The sequence below is a fragment of the Myxococcus sp. CA033 genome, assembly GCF_013336625.1.
GTDB classification, from domain to species: domain Bacteria; phylum Myxococcota; class Myxococcia; order Myxococcales; family Myxococcaceae; genus Myxococcus; species Myxococcus llanfairpwllgwyngyllgogerychwyrndrobwllllantysiliogogogochensis.
On record NZ_JABUMU010000004.1, the window covers coordinates 177,710 to 197,910 of the forward strand.

Sequence of the window (20,201 nt, forward strand, 5' to 3'; positions counted from 1 at the left end):
GATTGTGGCGACTCCGCCAACGAAGGCTGCACGCCCCCCGACGGGGTCGCGACGTGCGCGTGAGATGGAACTCCAGGCTGCGGCGGACGCGCCATTCCAGGCGGCGGACCCACGGGGCCACTCGCCACCGAAGCCGGTCGCCCTCCCGCGGCCACACTCAGGCCCGGAGGAACCACTCCCTGTGGACCAGGGGCCGACGGAAGGCCCGTCCCTGATGGCGGCCTCGCGCCTGCCATTCCATGAGGCACGGTGCCCGGAGGACCCGATACGGCGGGCATCCCTGCGCTCGAAGGCCGTGTGACTGCTGCCATACCCGGCGGAATCGCGCCCTGCGATCCTGTTCCCGCTGGCATGCCCGGCAGCACCGCACCATGCGGCCCTGAACTCACTGACATGCCCGGCGCTCCTGCTCCTGCTGGCATGCCCTGCGGCACTGATCCTGCGGCCAGGCCCTGCGGAATCGCGCCCTGCGACACGGCTCCCGCTGACATGCCCGGTGACACCGCACTCGGCGGCACTGCTCCCGCTGACATGCCCGGTGGCATCGCACCCGGCGGCACTGCTCCCGCTGTCTGGCCCAGTGGCACCGCGCCCGGCGGCGCTGCTCCCGCTGCCAGGCCCGGTGGCACCACACCCGGCGGCGCTGCTCCTGCTGCCATGCCTAGCGGCACCGCACCCGGCGGCACCGCGCCCGCTGCCATGCCCGGCGGCACCGCGCCCGGCGGCCCTGAGACGGGCCGCGCACCCACGCCACCCATCCCTGGGGGAACGGCCCCCTGCGCTCCGGGCACCGTAGGCATTCCCGTCCTCGATGGGGGGCGTGCCCCCATCATCCCGGGAGGAACGGTGCCTTGTGATCCTGGCGGCGGGGGGGCACTCGGGCCGGCGCTCTGCGGTCCCTGCGCGGATGGCATGCCCGTATTCGACGGAGGCCGTGCCCCCATCATCCCCGGCGGAATCGGCGCACCTTGCGGGCCTGCGGGAACACTCGCCCCCGGTGGCGGCCGTGCTCCCGCCATCCCTGGCGGAACCGCTCCTTGGGGTCCAGCACTCGAACCACCAGGACCTTGCGGCCCCTGTATCGATGGCGTGCCCGTGCTCGACGGAGGCCGTGCTCCCGCCATCCCTGGCGGAACCGCTCCTTGTGCTCCCGGCGCCAGAGGGGCATTCGGGCCCGCAACGCCCTGTGGTCCCTGCGCTGACGGCATGCCTGTACTCGACAGAGGCCGTGTCCCCATCATCCCAGGGGGAACAGGGCCTTGAGGTCCCGCCCCCATGGGGATGCTCGCGACAACAACGCCCGGCGGGCCCTGCACCGAAGGCAGGCCCGTGCCCGACGGAGGCCGTGCCCCCATCATCCCCGGCGGAACCGCGCCAGGCACCGAAGTGACAACGCCCGCGCTCGATGGAGGCCGTGCCCCCGTCATCCCCGGCGGAACCGCGCCTTGCGGCCCTGGCACCGAGGGAACACCGGCAGTCGAGGGCCTCGTGCTCGCCGTTCCGGCAGGCACCGGTCCCGCGACGGCAGGAGTCCCCGTGGACGAAGGCGGGCGCACGCCCGGAGGCCCCATTCCCTGTCCTCCGGGAACCGGAGCCATTCCCGCTCCCGGAGAGGGCCTCGCGCCCGGCGCTCCCGCGACAACCTGCCCCGCGCCTTGCGGAATCGAGGGCAGGCCCGTCCCCGAAGGAGGCCGTCCACCCGGAGCGACCATCCCAGGAGGCACCGCCAGCTCGGCGAATGGTCCAGGCCCCGCTGGCCGCGCGGCACCCGCATTCACGGGAGCACCCGAAGGAGGCACTCCACCCGCCGGCACCAGAGGCTGAACTCCAGGTCCGCCTTGCGGCCCTACCGACGACGCGTCACTCACGCTCGGCCGCATCGATACTGCCTGCGGCCCCATCGACGACGCTTCACTCGCGCCCCGAACCACCGCGCCTCCAGGCGCAGCCGGCGGCCCCATCGTCGACGCCTCACTCGCGCCCGGCCGAACCGCCACGGCTCCAGGCGCGGCCGGCGGTCCCACCACGGACGCGGGCGGCCTCGCCCCCGCGCCTCCTGGGGCGCCAGCACCCGGCGCCCGGTTCAACCCAGGCGGCTGATGCGGAGACCACTGCCCTCCCGAGTGTCGCGAGACCATGCCGGGCGGCTGCGCGGCAATCCCTCCCTGCCCCTCCCCCACGACACCTCGCTCGCCCTGCCCCGCGAACACCGGCGGTCTCGGCGCGGGAGGCTCCACGACCTCCTCCATGACGCCCTCGAGCACCTCCTCGGTGTCCACGAGCTCCAGTTCCTCGGTGGGGTCGATCTCCTCCGCCGCCTCGAACTCTTCCTCCGGCTCAATTTCCTCCGCCACCTCCAGCTCCAGCGGAGCCACGGGCGGAGACAGCCGCGGCGGCGCAGCGGGCGACAGTCGGGGCGGCCCATCCATCCGGTTCCCCCCTTGAGCCACCGCCACGGGAGCAAGTTGCGGTGGACCCGAAGGTGCCAGCATCGGAGGCCCTGCCTCGGCCCGAGCGCTTCCTCGAAGCTCCATCGCGTCGCCGGAAATCCCGGCCCCGGAAGCGCTCGACGCGCTCCACTCCACGTCCTCCGCCGCCACGTCCTCGGCGTCGTCGCTCAGGAACTGCCCGGGCGCCAGCCCCCCGAATATCCCCTCCGTGCCCGGCTCCGCGCGTACGGGCGCTGGAGGCGGAGCCACCTCGGGCAGCGGAACCATCACCCCGCGCCCCGGTGCCACCGCGCCCCGAGGCTGCACCGCGCGCCGCGCCGTGGCCATGCTCATGGAGCGCGACTCGCGACGGATGCCGTAACGCTGCGCCTGGTAGTGGAACAGCCGCAGTTCCGGAGTGATGTGCGGAAGGATGCGCAGGCCCGTGATGAACCCGAGCGCGTCCGTGTGCTGGATTTCAAAGGGGCTCGCCATCGCCACCTTCAACCGGCGCCCCTCCTGGGCCAGCGGAAAGGCCAGGTGCTTCTCCGCCAGCGCCGCCGGCAGCAACCTCAGCGTCGCGTCGGTGACGACCTCGAAGTCGGCCTCCTGGGCCACCGGGTAGCGCGTCTGCTCCCCCAGGACCATCGCCACCGTGTCGATGTCCAGCAAGTCCAGCTCGATGAGGATGGACCCCAACCGCCCACCGTAGATGAGCTGGGCCTTCAGGGCCTCGTCGAGCTGCGCCTGCGTGAGGAGGCCCTTACGGACCAGGATCGCTCCGAGCTTTTCCGCCATGCCCTTCGGAGTCTAGACGGCTTCGCCTCCCCTCGGGGCCGGCTCCCCGCCCCTCCCCGCGTCATTTCGACCCGCCACCCCGGCACCTCGCACACAACCCGGCCGCAACAATCGCGCTCCGTGTGAAATCAGACGGGGCTCCACCGACCGCCCTCCCCGCGAGGCGGTGTCCTTTCTGCATCCAGAACCCTTCCCCCGCACAAACGCCACCGGCCCCACACATCCTCCTGCTCTTGCAACTCAATCATCAACAGCGAGGCGGCTCTGTCAGTGATAACCGCTATAACCGGTTGTGCAGCCTGAGCTGCGAAGTCCCATCCCCACAGGAGAGCAGATGAAACGAATCCAGCTCGCAGGTCTCGTCGCCGCGCTGACACTCAGCGCGCCGGCCGCGCTGGCCTCGGCCCCCGTGTGCAAGGCGGCGGCCTCCCCCGCTTCCCAGCGCGCCACGAAGGTCGGCGAGGACGTGTACCGACGCTTCGAGTCGGCACACCCCTACGCCACCGCGGAGCTGCGCAGGCAGAGCGGTCCGCTGCACACCGACGTCATCACCCACCCGGGGGCCGCGTACATCGCCGCGCACTTCGAGCGGCTGGAGCTGGAGGAGGGAGACTTCGTCGTCGTGCGTTCGCCGGACGGCACGCGCTCGCGACGGTATGACGGCTCGCACCCGGGGGCGCGCGACGGCTTCTGGGCCATGCACATCCCCGGCGACACCGCCATCGTCGAGTTGCACGGCACCGACTCCCCAGGGCGCCGAGGCATCCTCAACCAGCACGGCTACTCCATCGACCGCTTCGCGCGCGGCTACACCAACGCGGAGCAGGGCTTCACGTCCGAGCTGAACAAGGCCCTGTGCGGCGTGGACGACTCGGGCTGGGCTCCCTGCTACGCCACCAGCGAGCCGACCCTCTATGGCCGCGCCCGTCCCGTGGCGCGCCTGCTCATCGGTGGCTCCAGCGCCTGCACCGGCTGGCTCGTGGGCAGCCAGGGCCACATCCTCACGAACCAGCACTGCATCGGCACCGCCAGCGATGCGCAGAACACCGACTTCGAGTTCATGGCCGAGGGCGCCAGCTGTGCGACGAGCTGCGGGAGCTGGTTCGGCTGCCCGGGCCACGTCATCTCCGGCGGCACGCTGGTGCAGGCGGACGCGCCTCGTGACTACGCGCTGGTGCGGCTCGCGGTGAACCCCACCAACAGCTTCGGCTACCTCCAGGTGCGCGGCGCGGGCGCGGTGGTGAACGAGCGCATCTACATTCCCCAGCACCCCGCGGGGTACGGCAAGAAGATCGCCGTCACCTCCACGGACTCCACCGACGAGTCTGGCTTCGCGGAGGTCTACAGCCTGAACGAGGCGTCCTGCCAATCCGGCGGCCCCAATGACGTGGGCTACTTCGCGGACACGCAGGGAGGCTCGTCCGGCTCGCCCGTGGTGGGCTACTCGGACCACCTGGTCGTCTCCCTGCACCACTGCGCGAACTGCCCCAACCGGGGCGTGCCCATCCAGGCCGTCGTCAGCCACCTGGGAGCCAACCTGCCCCAGTGCGCGCTGCCCACCGCCGGCTGCCCGGACCCCAACGGCAACGGCGAGCCGCCCCCGGAGGAGCCGCCTCCGCCGGCCAACTCCTTCACGTACACGGCCACCAACACCAACAACGCGCAGCAGAACACCACCAACAAGAAGCTGGCCCTCACCGCCGGCCAGCAGCTCACCGTGGCCACCTGTGGGCTGACGGGCGCGAAGACCACGGGTGACACGTACATGCGGCTCTTCAACCCCGCGGGTACTTCCGTCGCCACCAACGACGACGCGTGCGGCGGCCGGGGCTCCAGCATCACCTTCACCGCCACCACCGCGGGCGAGTACGAGGTGCGCGCCGGCTGCTATTCCACCGGAAGCTGTGGCGGCACCGTCGTCTGGGAGATTTCCGGGGGCAATCCCCCGCCGGCCACGTCCGGCTCGTTCGCCTTCAGCGGGAGCAACACCAACAGCGCCCAGCAGGCGACCACCAACCGCGACCTCACCGTCACCGCCGGCCAGGTCCTCACCGTGGCCACCTGCGGAGCGACGGGCGCGTCCTTCACCGGGGACACGTACCTGCGCCTCTTCAGCGGCGCCACCCAGTCCGCGGCCAATGACGACGCGTGCAGCGGCCGAGGCTCCAGCTTGAGCTTCACCGCCACCACGTCCGGCACGCTCCAGATTCGCGCCGGCTGCTACAGCAATACGACGTGCAGCGGCACCGTGGTCTGGAACATCCAGTAGCGACCGCGGTCCACCGCGCGTCGCGCTCACGGAAATCCGTGTCCGACGCGGGGCCCGGGCCACGGATTTCCGTGGCCTGGGCACGCCCGCCTCCTCAGTAGGCGTTCTTCGAGAGGAAGCCGCCCAGCGCGGTGCGCACGAGAATCTTCAGGTCCATCAAGAGCGACCAGTTCTCGATGTAGTACAGGTCGTACTCGATGCGCTTCTCGATGCACGTCTGACCGCGCAGGCCGTTGATCTGCGCCCAGCCGGTGATGCCCGCCTTCACCTTGTGCCGCAGGTGGTAGCGCGGAATCTGCCGCTTGAACTCCTCGATGAAGACGGGGCGCTCGGGGCGCGGGCCGACCAGGCTCATGTCCCCCGTCAGCACGTTGAAGAACTGTGGCAGCTCATCCAGGGAGTACTTGCGCAGGACGGTGCCGATGACGGTGCGGCGCGGGTCGTCCTTGGCCGCCATCATCGCCCCGGAATGCTCGGCGTCCACGCGCATGGTGCGGAACTTGAGGATGTGGAAGGTGCGGCCATCCATCCCCATGCGCTCCTGTCGGTAGAGCATGGGACCGCGGCTCGTCAGCCGCACCGCCAGCGCGGTGGCCGCCATGAGCGGCGCGGTGACGAGGATGGCCAGCAGCGAGAAGAGGATGTCGAAAGCGCGCTTGGAGACGCGGCTCCAGCCCTCCATCGGGTCACCCTGGAGCCGGATGATGGGCAGGCCGCCGAACTCCTCCAGCCCGCCGTACAGGGTGATGTACTGGTAGAGGTCCGGCACCACCCTGACGTCCACGGTGCGCAGCGCCAGTTGCTCCATCAGCCGCTTCACGTGCGCCTGGTCCTCCAGCGGCAGCGCGAGGATGACCTGGTCCACCGGCTGCGCATCCAGCACGCGCTCCACGTCGTCCACGTGGCCGATGATGCGCACCCCGTTGACGTATTGGCCCACCTTCTCCGGCCGCAGCGACAAAAGGCCCGTCACGCGGAAGCCCAGCTCGCGGTGGCCCTCCACCGTCTCCACGACACGCTGGCCCAGCTCCCCCGCGCCGATGACGAGGATGGACTTGAGGTTGTGGCCCCGGCGCCGCACCTCGCTCAACACGTAGCGGAACGCCAGCCGGATGCACGTCACCAGCACGAAGGCGTAGACGACGAAGATGACCAGCGTCAGGCGCGAGTAACGCTCCCGCGCGAAGTACGTCGCGGCCACCAGGATGAGCGTCGCGGTGATGGTGGACTTGAAGACCTCGAACACCTCACCCGTGTTCGTCCGGGAGCGGTTCGTCGCGTAGAGCCTCGACTGCTTGAAGGCCGCCGGGAAGATGACGAGCACCATCAGCAGCGAGACGAGCGAATCCTCCCAGGGTGGGATTCCTTCCGTGACGGGGACGATGCCGGAGAACCGCGTGGCGTACGCCAAGGCGAACGCCACCGCGAGCATCACCATGTCCGCGACAACCTTGATGGACGTGTAGAAGCGCTGGAGACGACTGAACACGCCTGGACTCCTGTAACCTGGTCAACGGGGCGCCACCCCTTTGCAAGACTCGCACCCCGGTACAACGAGCACGTGCCCTGCCCGACTCCCTCTGACAGGCTGGCGTCGTAGCACGGAAAATCCCGTGAAACCAACGAGTTACCCCTGCCCCGGGTGGACAGTGACAAGAGGCGGACACGACTCGCTGATGAAAGACGGAGCCTGGGATGACAGCGGCGTCACACCGCCGCCACGCGACGTGGGGATTTCCTCGACACCCTGAGGACGGACTCCACCTCGGACAACATGGCGCGCTGGAAGACAGCGCGCCCAAAGCGCTCGGCCTGTGAGCGGGCATCCTCCGCTCGGAAGCCGACCTCCCACGTCTCGAAGCGCCGCACGGCGTCCGCGAGCGAGGCGGGTGTCTGCTCGGAGAAGAAGAGTCCCGTGCGGCTGTTTACCGTCTCCAGCGCCCCGCCCTTGCCGAAAGCGATGACGGGGCGACCGGTGGCCTGGGCCTCCAGCGGGGTGATGCCGAAGTCCTCCTCGGGCGTGAAGATGAGCGCGCGAGCATCCCGGTACAGAGACGGCAGCGCGTCGTCGGAGACGTTGCCGAGGAAGCGGATGTGCGGCGACGACGCCGTCGACCCCAGGCGCGAGGCCTCCTGCCCGGTGCCCACGACCCACAGCGGAGCGCCCAGCGCGCGGAAGGCCTCCAGCGCGATGTCCAGCCGCTTGTAGGGCGCGAAGGCGCCGAGCCACAGGAAGTAGCCACCCTGGCCGCCCCCCTCCAGGGGAAGCCGGGTGAAGCGCTCCAGGTCCACGGGAGGATGGACCACGGTGGCGCCGCGGCCCCAGAAGCGCTGGAGCTTGCCGGCGACGTGGTGGCTGTTGGCGACGAAGTGGTCCACGCGCTCGGCCGAGGCGCGGTCCCACCGCTGGAGCCAGGGACGCACGGCATGGGCCGCCACGCGCACCGGCAGGCGGGTGCGCCCCGGGCCAAAGTAGTCGTCGAACAAGTCCCACATGTACCGCATGGGCGCGTGCACGTAGCTCAGGTGCGGCAGCCCCGGCGGCACGCGCAGCCCCTTGGCGACGCAGTGGCTGGAGGAGAGGACGACGTCGTAGTCGTCCTGGAGGCGCAGCGATTCGATGGCCCGGGGCATCAGGGGCAGGAAGTGCCGGTAGCGCTCGTGGATGCCGGGAATCCGCTGAAGGAAGGACGTGAAGATGCGGCGGCCTTCAATGGCCGGGGACTGGCTGCCGGGCCGGTGGATGAGGGTGTAGATATCCGCGTCGGGCAGCACTTCGCAGAGCGCATCAAGCACACGCTCCCCCCCGCGGTGGGTGACGAGCCAGTCGTGGACCAGGGCGACCTTCACGATGCGGGCCTTCTAGCACCGGGCGTGCCGCGTGCCGACAGCAACGCGAAGCGGGCGCCTGCCCGCCCCCCATGAGGGCCGCGCGTGTGGTACGCCAAGCACGTGGCTCATGTCCTCCTCGACCTGCGCATGGTGCGCGGCCGGCTGCACGGGATTGCCCGCTATGCGCTCGAGCTGGCGCGGCGCGTCCCCTCGCTTGCCCCGGACCTGCGCTTCACCGCGCTGGTGCCCCCCGAGGGCCTGCCCTCGGACCTGGGAGCGCTCGCGCCGCGCGTGCCCATGCATCGCTCGTTCGCGGGGTTCCTGTCCCCGGTGGAGCAGCCCGCGCTGGCGGCGGACCTGGCGCGCCTGTCGCCCGACGTCTTCCACGCCACGTCGTTCGCCCTGCCCCTGTTCTGGAGCGGCCCGCTGGTGGCCACGCTGCACGATGCCAACCACGTGGCGCTGGCCCATCAGTATTCGCCAGCGCAGAGCCTGTACTACCGCGTGGTGGTGGGGCCTCGCGCGAAGCGGGCCGCCGCCCTGGTGACGGTATCCGAGTTCTCGCGCGAGGAGCTGGCGCGGCACCTCAAGCTGTCGCCCTACCGGTTGCAGGTGATTCCCAATGGCGTGGACGCGCGCTTCCAGCCACCCTCCGCGGCGGAGGCCCGCGAGTTCAGGGAGCGCAACGAGCTGCCCGCGCGCTACGTGGCGGCGGTGGGCAACGCGAAGCCCTTCAAGAACCTGGCGCTGTTGAAGCACTTCGCGGCGGACCTGCCGGTGCCCATCGTCCTGCTCGCGGGCAAGGGCGCGGTGGCGCACGAGTTGGGGCTGTACGAGAACGTGATTGACCTGGAGGAGCTGCCCGAATCGGAGATGCCGCTCTTCTATGGCGCGGCGGCGGCGCTGCTGCTGCCATCGAAGTACGAGGGCTTCGGCCTGCCCGCGCTGGAGGCGATGGCGACGGGCTGTCCGGTGCTCGCCTCCGACGCGACGGCGCTCCCGGAAGTCGTGGGCGGCGCCGCGCTGCGGCTCTCCCCCGAGGACCCGGTGGCCTGGCGCGAGGCGACGCTGCGCGTGCTTCGGGACGAGGCCCTGCGCACGGAGTTGACGGACCTGGGCCGCGAGCGCGCCGCGCGCTTCACCTGGGACGAGTGCGCGCGCAAGACGGTCGCCGTGTACCGGCGCGTGCTCGAAAGCCACCCGCCTTCTCCTCGTTGACGGAGGCGGGGTCCGAGCCCGCGACAGCTAGCGGGACGCCGGACGCGCGCGCAGCACGTCACTGCCCTCGCACAGCCCCAGGCCCCAGATGAGGGCGAAGGAGAGGTGCACGCTGGAGTGGAATGGCAGGTAGTGCACCAGCGCGAGGATGTGGAAACCCACGAAGGACAGGAGCGCGCCGGTGGCGGCCAGCGAGCCCGCGCGATAGCGACGGATGAGCGCCAGCCCCAGCAAGCCATGCATGGCCAGCGTCAGCAGGAGGCCCACCAGCCCCGTCTCGGCCCACACCGTCAGCCAGAGGTTGTGCGAGTCGGTGGCCAGCAGGTCGGTGATTCCCGACTCCCCCTGCCGCGCGAGCACCGCGGCCTTGTGGTTGCCGAAGCCCACGCCCACCAGCGGGTGCTCGCGCACGAGGCCCCAGCCCACCGTCATGGCCAGCTCACGCTCACCGCCGTAGATGTTGCCCACGGCCTTCTCCATGCGGGCGCGCCAGGCGGGTGAGGCCAGGACGACCACCACCAGCACCGCGATGAGCCCCAGCCCCGCCTTGCGTGCGACTCCACTGACCAGCAGCAGCAGCGCCACCACGCTGACCAGCAACGCCGCGCCCAGCGCCGCGCGAGCGAAGGCGTTGTAGATGGACACCAGCATGCCGAGCACCACCGCGCCCGCCAGCACCCGCCGCCGCGCTACCTCGGAGCCGCCCAGAATCGCCAGCGCGGGGCCCATCGCGGCAATCGCGCCATGGGCGAAGCGCAGCCGGTGGAAGAAGACGCCCCCGGCCGCGTAGCGCGGAGACGTCTCCGTGCCGAAGTTCTCGTGAAGCCGGCCCGGGTTCAGCTTGAGGAACGCGAAGGGCTCCCAGGGCCAGCGCACCCGGTTCTGGAACATGCCCAGCGCCGCGGCGAACAACCACCCCGCCGCCACCGTGCCCGCGAGCGCCAGCCACGGCACACCCACCGTGCCCACGCACGCCACGGCCGCGCCCGCCACCGAGTCCAGCACCTGTCCATAGCGCGAGCTTCGCGGCCACCCACTCGCAGCGCCCGTCAGCAGCGCCAGCCCGGGAGACACCACCTGCCACGCGCACAGCGCCACGCTGGCCAGCACATAGGCGCGCACGTCGGGGGCGAGCTTCAGGTGGCGCCGCGCGGCCAGCACCAGCGCCAGTAGCACCGCCGCGGACGCGGCCACTTGAAGAACGACCTCCGCCAGCACCAGGCCCACCGCCCAGGCGAGCAGCACTCCAGCCACGGCGCGACGAAGGAATGTGTCCAGCCGGGGCTGGGCGAGAAGGTCCATGGATGGACTCACGCTACCTCACCGCGAGCCAACGGCGGGGCATGTGAAGAAAGCCCTCGCGTCGCAGCCACAGCGCCCCGGCCGCCAGCACGAGCAGGACGGGGGGGGTCCACGCGGCCACCAGCGGCGTCAACCTCTCGGTGAGCACCAGCGTGCGGCACACCATCATCAAGCCCCACATCGCCACCGCGACGAGCAGGCCCTCGACGATGGCGGCGGTGAGGTGCCCTCGGCGATTCGTGCGCAGCGCCAGCCCCACCCCCAGCAGCGCCGCGGGAAGTGCCGCCAGCGGATAGGCGAAGCGGTTGTGCAGCGCGAGCTCGAACTGCTTCGTCGCGAGCCCCACCTCCCGGCGCGCGACAATCTGCTCGCGCAGCTCCCGCACCCGCATCTGCTCCGGACGTCCCGGCCGGATGCGAAAGGCAGAGGCGGCGATGCCCAGCTCATATTCGGCGCTCTCCAGGCTCTTCACGGAGGTGTGCTTCTCCCCGGTGAAGGCGCGCTCCACCACGCCCATCAGCCGCCAGCGCGTCCCGTCCACCCACTCCATCCGCGCCGCGTCCAGCCGCCGCTGCAGCTTGAACTCCCGCGACAGCGTGAAGATGGACACGTCCTGGAAGCCCTCCTGCGCGCTGCCCGCGCGGAGGAAGAAGATGTGGTCGCCTCGTCGGAACCACTGCTTCGGCGTGTAGTAGAAGCGCCAGTCACCCCAGCGGTTGAAGCGCTGCGTGGTGATTTCATCGACGCGGCGCCCGGCATGCGTCGCGACGACTTCATCGAAGGCGATGAGCCCCGTGCACGCCATCAACCCGAAGGCCAGCACCGGCGCGTACAGCGCCGTGGGCCCGAAGGTCAGCGCCCGGATGGCCGTCACTTCGCCTTGCTTGCGCAACGCGGACACCGTCGTGCCCGCGGCCAGCAACAACGCCGCCGGTCCGAGCTGCTGCACCGCCATCAGCGCCTTGTACCCGTAGAGCTTCGCCGCGTCCGTCACCCAGCCCGGCCCGGTGTACGTCTTCGCGCGGTCCACGAAGTCCACCACCACGAAGACGAGCACCAACCCACCGAGGATTCCCAGCGCGTAACGAACGTAGGTCCGCAGCACGTACCCGAAGAGCGTCAGTCTCACCGGACCGTCCCAGAGCGGCTCACCCGATACAGGGCCACCGCACCCACCAGCATGAAGACGACGTTGGCCAGCTGTCCCGCCAGGGGTGCCGGCAGCTTGCCCTGCTGCCCCAACTGCTCGAAGGCGCGGCTCAGCAGGTAGTACAGGACGTAACCGCCCAGTGTCAGCAGATAGCCCCACGCCCGGCCCGCCTGTCGCCGGCCGATGGCCAGCGGCGTGCCCAGCAGCGCGAAGGCGATGGGAGCCAGCGCGCCACCGAGTCGGCTGTGCAGCGCCATCCTGAAGCCGCGCGCATCCCCACCGCTCGCCTCCGCCTCGCTCGCGGCCTGGAGCAACTCCGATGGCGTCAGCTCTTCCTTCGCGGAGGTGAAGCGACCCCGCTTGCCCATGGACGCGCCCACGCCCACGCTGATCTCCGCCCGGTCGAAGTGGATGACGCTGTAGTCCTCGGAGGCTCGGCCGGAGCGGTGTACCTCTCCATCCTCCAGGGCGAAGCGCAGCACCTCGCCACCACTGGACGTCCCCACCTGCCCCCGGTGCGCGAGCACCAACAGCGGCGAGCTCGCCTCGCGGTCGTCGTGCAGCAGCACGTTGGTCCACTTCCCATCCGGGGACACCTGCTCCGCGTACAGCGTCAGGTCGCTCAGGTCCTCGTAGAAGGTGCCGGACTTCACGTCGCCCACGACGTTCTTCCGGATGACCTCGCTCACCAGCTCCTTCACTCCCGTAAGGCCCCAGGGCTGCGCGGTGGAGGTGATGAGCAGCATCAGCGCGCTGAGCGCCACCGCCACGCCCATGGGCGCGAACAGCAGGCGCGTGGGCCCCACCCCCAGCGCCTGGAGCGCCGTCAGCTCGCGGTCTTCTCCCAGTCGCCCCAGCCCCAGCAGGATGGCCAGCAGGAAGGCGATGGGCAGCGCCATCATCAGGAAGTGCGGCGTGAGATAGGCCACCAGCCGGCCCAGGTCCGTAATCGTCACCGACGAGCCCAGCAGCACGTCCGTGCCCCGCAGGAACTGCATCACGAACAGCAGCAGGAACATGAAGGCCACCCACACGCCGAGCGGGACCAACAGCTCCTGAAGGAGATAGCGGGAGATGCGCGTCACGGTGCCGCCTTCAGCCCCTTCACGCCGATGTCATGACGAAAGTGCATGCCCTCGAAGCGCACCGCCGCCACCGCCGCGTAGGCTCGCTCTCGCGCTCGCGCCAGGTCATCGCCCCGCGCGCACACCGTCAGCACCCGTCCGCCGCTCGTCACCAGCACCCCGTCCCGCATCTCCGCGCTCGCGACGAACACCGTGGCGTCCTCGGGGACCGCATCCAGCCCGTCGATGCGCTGCCCCTTGCGAGGCGCCTCCGGGTAGCCCTCCGCCGCCAGCACCACGCCCACCGACGCGCCAGGCGCCGCCACCAGCGGGCGCGCCTGCAACTGTCCACGTGCGCACGCGTCCACCAGCGGCAGCAGGTCTTCACCCAATTGCATCATCAACACCTGCGTCTCCGGGTCCCCGAAGCGCGCGTTGAACTCCAGCACCTTGGGTCCGTTGCGCGTCAGCATCAGCCCCGCGTACAGCACCCCCTTGAAGGGCAGCCCGCGCCCGCGCAGCACCGCCAGCGTCGGAGCGATGACGCTCTCCCCGACGTCGGCCAGTTGCTCCGCGTCGAGGAACGGCGCCGGGCTGTAGGCCCCCATGCCGCCGGTGTTGGGGCCGGTGTCGCCATCGCCCACGCGCTTGTGGTCCTGCGACAGGGGCAGCATGACGTAGCGCTCGCCGTCACACAGCGCCATGGCGGAGACCTCCTCGCCCTCCAGCAGTTCCTCCAGCACCATGCGCTGCCCCGATGTGCCCAGGGCCGCCACCGCGCGCACCGCCTCTCGCGCGGAGTCCACGTCGTGCGCGACGATGACCCCCTTGCCCGCCGCCAGCCCATCCGCCTTCACGACGATGCGGCCTTGCGCCACCGCGTAGGCCTCCGCCTCGACGGCGTCCGTGAAGGTGCGGAAGGCCGCGGTGGGGACTCCCGCCTCGGCCATGATTTCCTTGGCGAAGGCCTTGGAGCCCTCGATGAGCGCCGCGCCCGCCACGGGCCCGAAGCAGGGGATGCCCGCCTTCGCCAGCGCGTCCGCCACGCCGGCCACCAGCGGCGCCTCCGGTCCCACCACCACCAGGTCCACCGACTCCCGGCGGGCGAGCGCGACCACCTCGTCCGGCGCATCCGCCTTCACGGGCACGTTGGTCGCAAGCTTCGCCGTGCCCGGGTTGCCGGGGGCACACCACAACCGCGTGAGCCGAGGACTCTGGGAGAGCTTCCACGCCAGCGCGTGCTCACGGCCTCCGGAACCCAGCAACAGGACCTTCACATCCACCTCACCGTTCCAACAGGTAGAGCATCCGCTTGGCCGGGAGGTACGCGGGGTCCAACCCCACCACCTTCACCAACTGAGTTCGCGCGTCGTCACGCCGCTGCGCCGCTTCCAGCTCCGCGAGCCGCGCCTTGGCCGACAGCAACGTGGGAGACAGCCCCAACGCCTCGCGCAACGAGCGCTTCGCCGGTTCCACCTGACGGCTCTCCGCCAGCACCAGCCCCTGCGCCAGATGCGCCACCGGCAGCTGCCGCCCCGCGGACACCGCGCGCGTCGACAGCGCTCGCGCCTCCGCCAGGTTCCCCCGCCGCAGCGCGATGAGCGCCCGGTACGACAGCGCGCCCGCGTTGTTCGCGTCCGACTCCAACACGTCGCGGAAGTGCCGGTCCGCCGCGTCCAGGTCTCCCTGGTGGAAGCGCAGCAAGCCCTCGTAGAGATACGGCCCCGGGTCCTCGGCGTTCTCCGCCAGCGAGAGGATGACGTCCTCCACGCCCCTCACCGTCTCCGAGGGCCGCATCCAGAAGCGCGTCGCCACGGGCCTGGGCTCCAGCCGCAGCGGGTCCGCGCGCAGCGCCAGGTTCAGCGCCCGGAAGGCGTCCTCGCGCCGCTTCGCGCCCGCCGCCGCCACGCCCGCCAGCAGCTGCGCGTCCAGCCGACGCTCATCCCGAGTCAGTGCATCCTGAAAGCGCTCCAGCGCCTCCGCGGGCTTCTTCTCCAGCAGCAACAGCCGGCCTTCCAGCACCAGCTCCAGCGCGCGGTCTTCCAGCCGCCCCTTGATGCCGTCCAGGTGCTTGCGAGCCCTCGCCGCGTCGCGCTGTTCCAGGGCGACGAGGAAGACCTGCAGGTGCGCCTCGGGCAGATCCTTCACCAACCCGAGCGCCTCCTCGGCGGACTTCACTCCCGCCTCGCTGTTGCCCGCCGCGCGCTCCGCGGCGGCCAGATGGACGAGCACCTCCGCCACATCGCGGCCACCATGGCTGTCGCGGCTCTTCAGCAGCGCGCGCAACTCGCGCACACCCGTCGCGGGATTGCCTTCCATCTGGTAGCGCAGCACCGCGAGCGGCAGCAGGGCGCGCAGCTCACCGGGGTCCGCCTTCACGCGCGCTTCGTACAGCCGGCGCGCCTCGCCCACCTCGCCCACCTCTTGATAGATGCGCGAGGTCGCCGCCAGGCTGTCCCAGTCCCTCGGGTCCACCGTCAGGCGCTTGCGCAGCGTCTCCAGCGCGAGCGAATACTCACCGTCCGACTCGTGCGCGAGCGCGCGGTAGTACTGGATGCGCTTGAACTCCGGCGCCAGTTGCTGCGCGGAGTCGAAGTGCTTGCGTGCCAGCCCGCCCGACGTCGACAGGTACGCCCGACCCAGCACCAGATTGGCTTCGGCCTTCTGCTCGTTCGTCGCCTGCGCCTGCACCAGCAACTCGTTCGCCAGGGCCTTCGCCCTATCGAGCGGCTCGGACTGTCGAGAGCGCGTCAGGAGCAGGTTGGCGTGCGCCAGCAGCAGCAGCGGGGTGCGCCCCGCGCGCGACTCCGACGCCTCGATGAGCGCGCTCGCCTCCGAGAAGGTGGACTCATCCAGCCCGGCGCCTCGCCCCAGCGCCAGCGCCTGGACGTAGCCCGCGATGGCCGCGTCGCTGCGAGGATCCAGGAGCAGGGCCTGCTGGAAGGACTCCTCGGCCTCCGAGTAGGAGGAGCGCTCGTCGCGGGCGAGTTGCTGCTGCCCCTCCGCGAGCCGCTCCGCGCTCGTGCCTTCCAGCATCAGGTACTTCAGCTTCCACCGGGGCAGCACCGCCTTCACGGCCTCGGGAATCACCGCCACGGGAGGAGACTCCGTCCGACGACGCTCCTGCTCCTGGTGCTGCACGAAGAAGTAGCCGCCCACGCCCGTGCCGACGACGAGCAGCGTCAGTCCACCGACGAGCGCCCAGCGTCCTCCCCTGGAGGAGCCGCGCGAGCCCGGCATTTCCGCGGAGCCGGAGCGAACGTTGGACTGACTCCGGGCCGCACCCGACGCCGCGCGGGGATTGCTGCGGGGCTCGGAGCCCAGCGAAGGCACACCGGACGCAGCACGCGAGCCCTCCCGGGGCATCAGCTCCAGCGAATCGGAGCCACCCTCCTCCGGCGCGGTGAGCGGAGGCAGGAAGTCCGCCGTCCCGGGCGCGGCGACGGGCACCGGGGCCGCCGCCTTGGGCGCCCCTCCCGCGGGCTCACGCTGTCGACAGTCGTCGCAGATGCCGAGCGCCTGGTCGAATGGATCCAGCAGCGGCTTGTTGCACGTGCGGCAGCCCATGGTCGCGGGCTTGGGCGCGGCGGCCGCGACCGGAGCCGACGCCGTGCGCTGCGGCGCCGCGGCTGCCGGCGGTGCCACAGAGACCGGCACCGCGCCGGGCTCCGACGAGATGCGCGCGACGGGCGCGGGTGGAGCCGTGGGTGCGGGCCCGAGGAAGTCGAGCAGCGGATCCCCTCCGCCGGACGACTCGGGAGCCGGCCCCAAGGCCGCGAAGGGATCCACGGGGGGCGCCGTCGCGGGAGACGGCGCAGGCAGCGCGCCGAAGTCCGCGAACAGGTCCGCTTCCGGCGCCGCGGCTTTCGCGGGCCGGGCCGGTGGGGCGGGCGGCTCCACGGCGGCGGGCGGATTGCCGAAGTCGCCAAACAGGTCATCCGCCGGAGGTGGCGCGGACGACGCAGGGGTGGGCGCCGAGGGACGCGGCGGTGCGGCCGGCACGTCCCCTGAGGGCACGGCCGAAGGATCGCGCCGGACGAGCTGCAAGTTCCGGCAACGGGGACACTGCGCGCGGACACCCTTCGCCGTGATCAGTCGATCATCGATGGCATAGGCAGCCGCGCATTTCTGGCAGACGATGCGCATGAGTCAGTGCCGGAAGTGTCGCACTCCGGTCACCACCATGGCCATCCCATGTTCGTCGGCGGCCGAAATGACCTCCGCATCCCGAACAGAGCCGCCTGGCTGGATGACGCACGTCGCCCCTGCCCTGGCCGCCTCGTCCAGGCCGTCCCGAAAGGGGAAGAAGGCATCCGAGGCCACGGCGGCCCCCTGGAGGGCCTGTCCGCCGCGCTGCATCGCGATTCGGACCGAATCCACTCGATTCGTCTGTCCGCCGCCCTGGGCCAGCAGCTGGCTGCCAGAGGCGAAGACGATGGCGTTGCTCTTGACGTGCTTGCACACCTTCCAGGCGAACCGAAGGGCCCGCTCCTCGTCCGGTGTGGGTGCCCGCTTGGACACCACCTTCCAGCTCAATTCCGGCTCCACCGCGTCCCGGTCCATGAGGAGCAGCCCTCCGGACACGCTCCGGCCATCGAGCTGAGCCCTCGGCCGGGCGGTCGGCGAAGCCAGCGCCGCCCCCGCCTCCAGGAGCCGCAGGTTCTTCTTCGCCGCGAGCACCTGGAGCGCCGCCTGCGAGTAGGAGGGCGCGATGACCGCCTCCAGGAATGTCTCCGCCATGGCCTGGGCCGTGGCCTCGTCCACCTCGCGGTTGAACGCGACGATGCCACCGAAGGCGGAGATCTCATCCACCGCCCGTGCCGTGCGGTACGCCTTCACCAGCGAGTCATCCACCGCCACACCACACGGAGTGTTGTGCTTGATGATGACGGCGGTGGGGTGCTCGGGGAACTCGAGCACCAGCCCCAGCGCGGCATCCAGGTCCAGGATGTTGTTGTACGAAAGCTCCTTGCCCTGCAGCACCCGGGCGAAGCCCACCGTCGGCTCCGAGGGCGCCGAGTGCTCACGATAGAAGGCGCCGCGCTGGTGCGGGTTCTCCCCGTAGCGCAGGTCCTGCGCCTTGCGGAACGACAGCGACAGCTCTCCGGGGAACGGCTCGCCCGCCTCGGCGGACAACCACGCGGAGATGGAGGCGTCGTAGGCCGCCGTGTGCGCGAATGCCTTGCGCATCAGCTTGCGGCGCGTCGCCTCGCCCACCGACTTCTGCTGCTCCAGCTCCGCGAGCACCGCGGGGTAGTCGTCCGGGTCCACGACGATGGCCACGTGACGGAAGTTCTTCGCGGAGGCGCGCACCATCGCGGGCCCGCCGATATCAATCTGCTCGATGACCTCCGCTTCGGCCGCGCCCGACGCCACCGTCTGGCGGAACGGATAGAGGTTCACGGCGACCAGGGAGATGGGCTCGATGCCGTGAGCCTTCATCTCCTCGCGGTCCGCCTCCAGCTCCAGCCGACCGAGGATGCCGCCGTGGATGCGCGGGTGGAGCGTCTTCACACGTCCGCCGAGAATCTCCGGACTGTGTGTGTGCTCGGACACCTGCGTGGCGGCGATACCGGCGCCCTTGAGCGCCTCCAACGTGCCACCCGTCGACAGCAGACGGTAGCCCAGGCCAACCAGCCCCTGGGCGAAGGGAACCAGACCTCGCTTATCGGAAACGCTGAGGAGAGCCAGCACGTGTGCGCCTCGGTGTGCGGGGAGCGGCGGTAGTAGCAACCACCCCCTGGGGTGTCAACGCAACACGTCGGCGCTACGTCGGCGGCAGCAAGCCGCCGGTCACTTCAAGGCTTGCGGGCCGAGACAGGAGGCTCGGCCTCGGTGGCCTCGCGCAGCTTCATCAGCCCGCGCGTCTCCACCTGACGGATGCGCTCACGGGTGAGGTTCATGATTTCCCCCACCTCCTCGAGCGTGATGCCGCCCTTCTCCGCCACGTCCAGGGCGCAGGTGTGCTCCAGCTCCCAGATTTCCTTGTCCGGGAAGTTGAGCTTGATGGACCCCGTCTCCGGATTCACATCCAGATAGAGGTTGTGCTTGCAGGAAACGAACATGCACGGGCGCGGACCGTTGACGCAGTCGGCGCGGGTGCGCGGACGCGTGTCGTCCATCTGCTTGAGCAGGTCCGCTTCTTCCGGGTCCACCTGACCCGTGAGACGTCGACGGCGCAAATCACGCGCCATCTCCTTGCGCGACATCGTCTTGGACCGTCGGCGCTCCTGCGCCAGGTCCTCTTGCGCCTGGTCTCCGCCCTCCTCCACTTGCTTCACTTCCGACATGTCCCCTCCACGTGAGGCCAGTCTAACCGGGTCCACCGGCTCCAGGGCCGGCATCTTATTGCGAACTCATCGTTTCGTCTTCGCGTGCGGTGACTGCGCTGCCCAGCCGGGCCACGTCCCGGACCAGATCCTGCGCTCTTTGCCGCAGCGTTGCCAACTCCGCCTCGAGCGAACGTCGGTGCTCTCCCCCGAAGGCTCGCTCTCCCAACTCGTCCCGCAGCCCATCCAATAGACCGCCGAGGTCCCGCTCCACCTGGTCGATGTGGTTGCTGTGGAACACGAAGGACTTCTTGATGTCCTCGAGGGTGTGCCCCTCCGCCATCATCTTCTTGATGACGTTGATGCGGCGCACCGCTTCCACCGGATAGAGCCCCAGGCTCCCCTGGTGCTTGCCCTTCCGCCCCACCCGACGGCTCCTCGGTAGCAACCCCGCCTGGACGTACTTGCGGAAGGTCGCTTCCGACAGACGCACGCCCCTCGGACGAAAGATTTCCAGAATCGCGCTCGCGGGAAGTCCTCCCGCGTTGTCGCGCTCAATCCGAGCAATCTCGTCGGGAGCCAGCAGGTCCATCGGTTCCATTGAATATAAGCTACTCAGAGGAGGACACTGAGTGCCAGAAACAGGCCTTCGGTGTCAAGGCAGACCGCTACAGGTCCGTTGCGGTGTCGGCCGGTTCACGTTTCGAGAAAGAGGGCGCGAGGACGCGTCCGTGCGTCACGGCGCGGTGTCACGACGGGGGTAGATGGAGACCCGGAGCGCTTCGAACAGCACGAACCGCGGGCGAGACGACGGCGCCCGTTGGGCACGCACGCGTCAGCGCGGGGTCGACAGGGGGATGCGGGATGCGC

Annotated in this window: 12 protein-coding genes and 1 pseudogene; 2 read left to right on the top strand and 11 right to left on the bottom strand. The window is 70.4% G+C overall.

The window, feature by feature from the left end:
* Positions 1-2,855: 2,855 nt before the first annotated feature.
* A pseudogene (locus tag HUA78_RS47695) lies at positions 2,856-3,227 on the bottom strand (hypothetical protein); the annotation flags it as partial.
* Between the two features lie 334 nt (positions 3,228-3,561).
* On the opposite strand from HUA78_RS47695, the gene HUA78_RS13590 reads away from it, so the two are divergent.
* Positions 3,562-5,496, top strand: a complete 1,935-nt coding sequence (locus HUA78_RS13590; RefSeq protein ID WP_174467271.1) for a serine protease — start codon at positions 3,562-3,564, stop codon at positions 5,494-5,496.
* Between the two features lie 94 nt (positions 5,497-5,590).
* Here the strand turns inward: HUA78_RS13590 and HUA78_RS13595 are convergent, their stop codons facing one another.
* Both HUA78_RS13595 and HUA78_RS13600 read right to left on the bottom strand, forming a co-directional pair.
* Complete coding sequence (locus HUA78_RS13595) at positions 5,591-6,985, bottom strand: undecaprenyl-phosphate glucose phosphotransferase (RefSeq protein ID WP_141643802.1); 1,395 nt, start codon at positions 6,983-6,985, stop codon at positions 5,591-5,593.
* Positions 6,986-7,203: 218 nt separating this feature from the next.
* Complete coding sequence (locus HUA78_RS13600; RefSeq protein ID WP_174455172.1) at positions 7,204-8,346, bottom strand: glycosyltransferase; 1,143 nt, start codon at positions 8,344-8,346, stop codon at positions 7,204-7,206.
* A gap of 84 nt (positions 8,347-8,430) precedes the next feature.
* On the opposite strand from HUA78_RS13600, the gene HUA78_RS13605 reads away from it, so the two are divergent.
* Entirely contained in the window at positions 8,431-9,546 is a 1,116-nt protein-coding gene (locus HUA78_RS13605; RefSeq protein WP_174455171.1) for a glycosyltransferase family 1 protein, read from the top strand.
* 27 nt (positions 9,547-9,573) lie between these two features.
* Here the strand turns inward: HUA78_RS13605 and HUA78_RS13610 are convergent, their stop codons facing one another.
* The 8 genes from HUA78_RS13610 to HUA78_RS13645 form a co-directional block, all read right to left on the bottom strand.
* Positions 9,574-10,848, bottom strand: a complete 1,275-nt coding sequence (locus HUA78_RS13610) for an O-antigen ligase family protein (RefSeq protein ID WP_174467272.1) — start codon at positions 10,846-10,848, stop codon at positions 9,574-9,576.
* Between the two features lie 13 nt (positions 10,849-10,861).
* A complete protein-coding gene (locus HUA78_RS13615; protein WP_174462321.1) occupies positions 10,862-11,977 on the bottom strand; it encodes an LptF/LptG family permease in 1,116 nt (371 codons plus the stop codon).
* Positions 11,974-13,083 carry an LptF/LptG family permease gene (locus HUA78_RS13620; RefSeq protein WP_174455168.1) on the bottom strand — a complete coding sequence of 370 codons (1,110 nt, stop codon included), beginning with the start codon at positions 13,081-13,083 and terminating at the stop codon, positions 11,974-11,976. Before HUA78_RS13620 ends, HUA78_RS13615 begins: the two co-directional genes overlap by 4 nt.
* Positions 13,080-14,345 (bottom strand): phosphoribosylamine--glycine ligase, encoded by a 1,266-nt coding sequence (purD, locus tag HUA78_RS13625; RefSeq protein ID WP_174462320.1) that lies wholly within the window; start codon positions 14,343-14,345, stop codon positions 13,080-13,082. The genes HUA78_RS13620 and purD overlap by 4 nt, the downstream gene beginning before the upstream one ends.
* A gap of 1 nt (position 14,346) precedes the next feature.
* Positions 14,347-17,208, bottom strand: a complete 2,862-nt coding sequence (locus HUA78_RS13630) for a tetratricopeptide repeat protein (RefSeq protein ID WP_174467273.1) — start codon at positions 17,206-17,208, stop codon at positions 14,347-14,349.
* Positions 17,209-17,211: 3 nt separating this feature from the next.
* On the bottom strand, positions 17,212-18,756 hold the full coding sequence (gene purH, locus HUA78_RS13635; RefSeq protein ID WP_174462318.1) for a bifunctional phosphoribosylaminoimidazolecarboxamide formyltransferase/IMP cyclohydrolase: 1,545 nt from the start codon (positions 18,754-18,756) through the stop codon (positions 17,212-17,214).
* Between the two features lie 104 nt (positions 18,757-18,860).
* Complete coding sequence (locus HUA78_RS13640; RefSeq protein ID WP_141322767.1) at positions 18,861-19,352, bottom strand: sigma factor-like helix-turn-helix DNA-binding protein; 492 nt, start codon at positions 19,350-19,352, stop codon at positions 18,861-18,863.
* Between the two features lie 55 nt (positions 19,353-19,407).
* A complete protein-coding gene (locus HUA78_RS13645) occupies positions 19,408-19,932 on the bottom strand; it encodes a MerR family transcriptional regulator (RefSeq protein WP_141643792.1) in 525 nt (174 codons plus the stop codon).
* Positions 19,933-20,201: the final 269 nt, after the last annotated feature.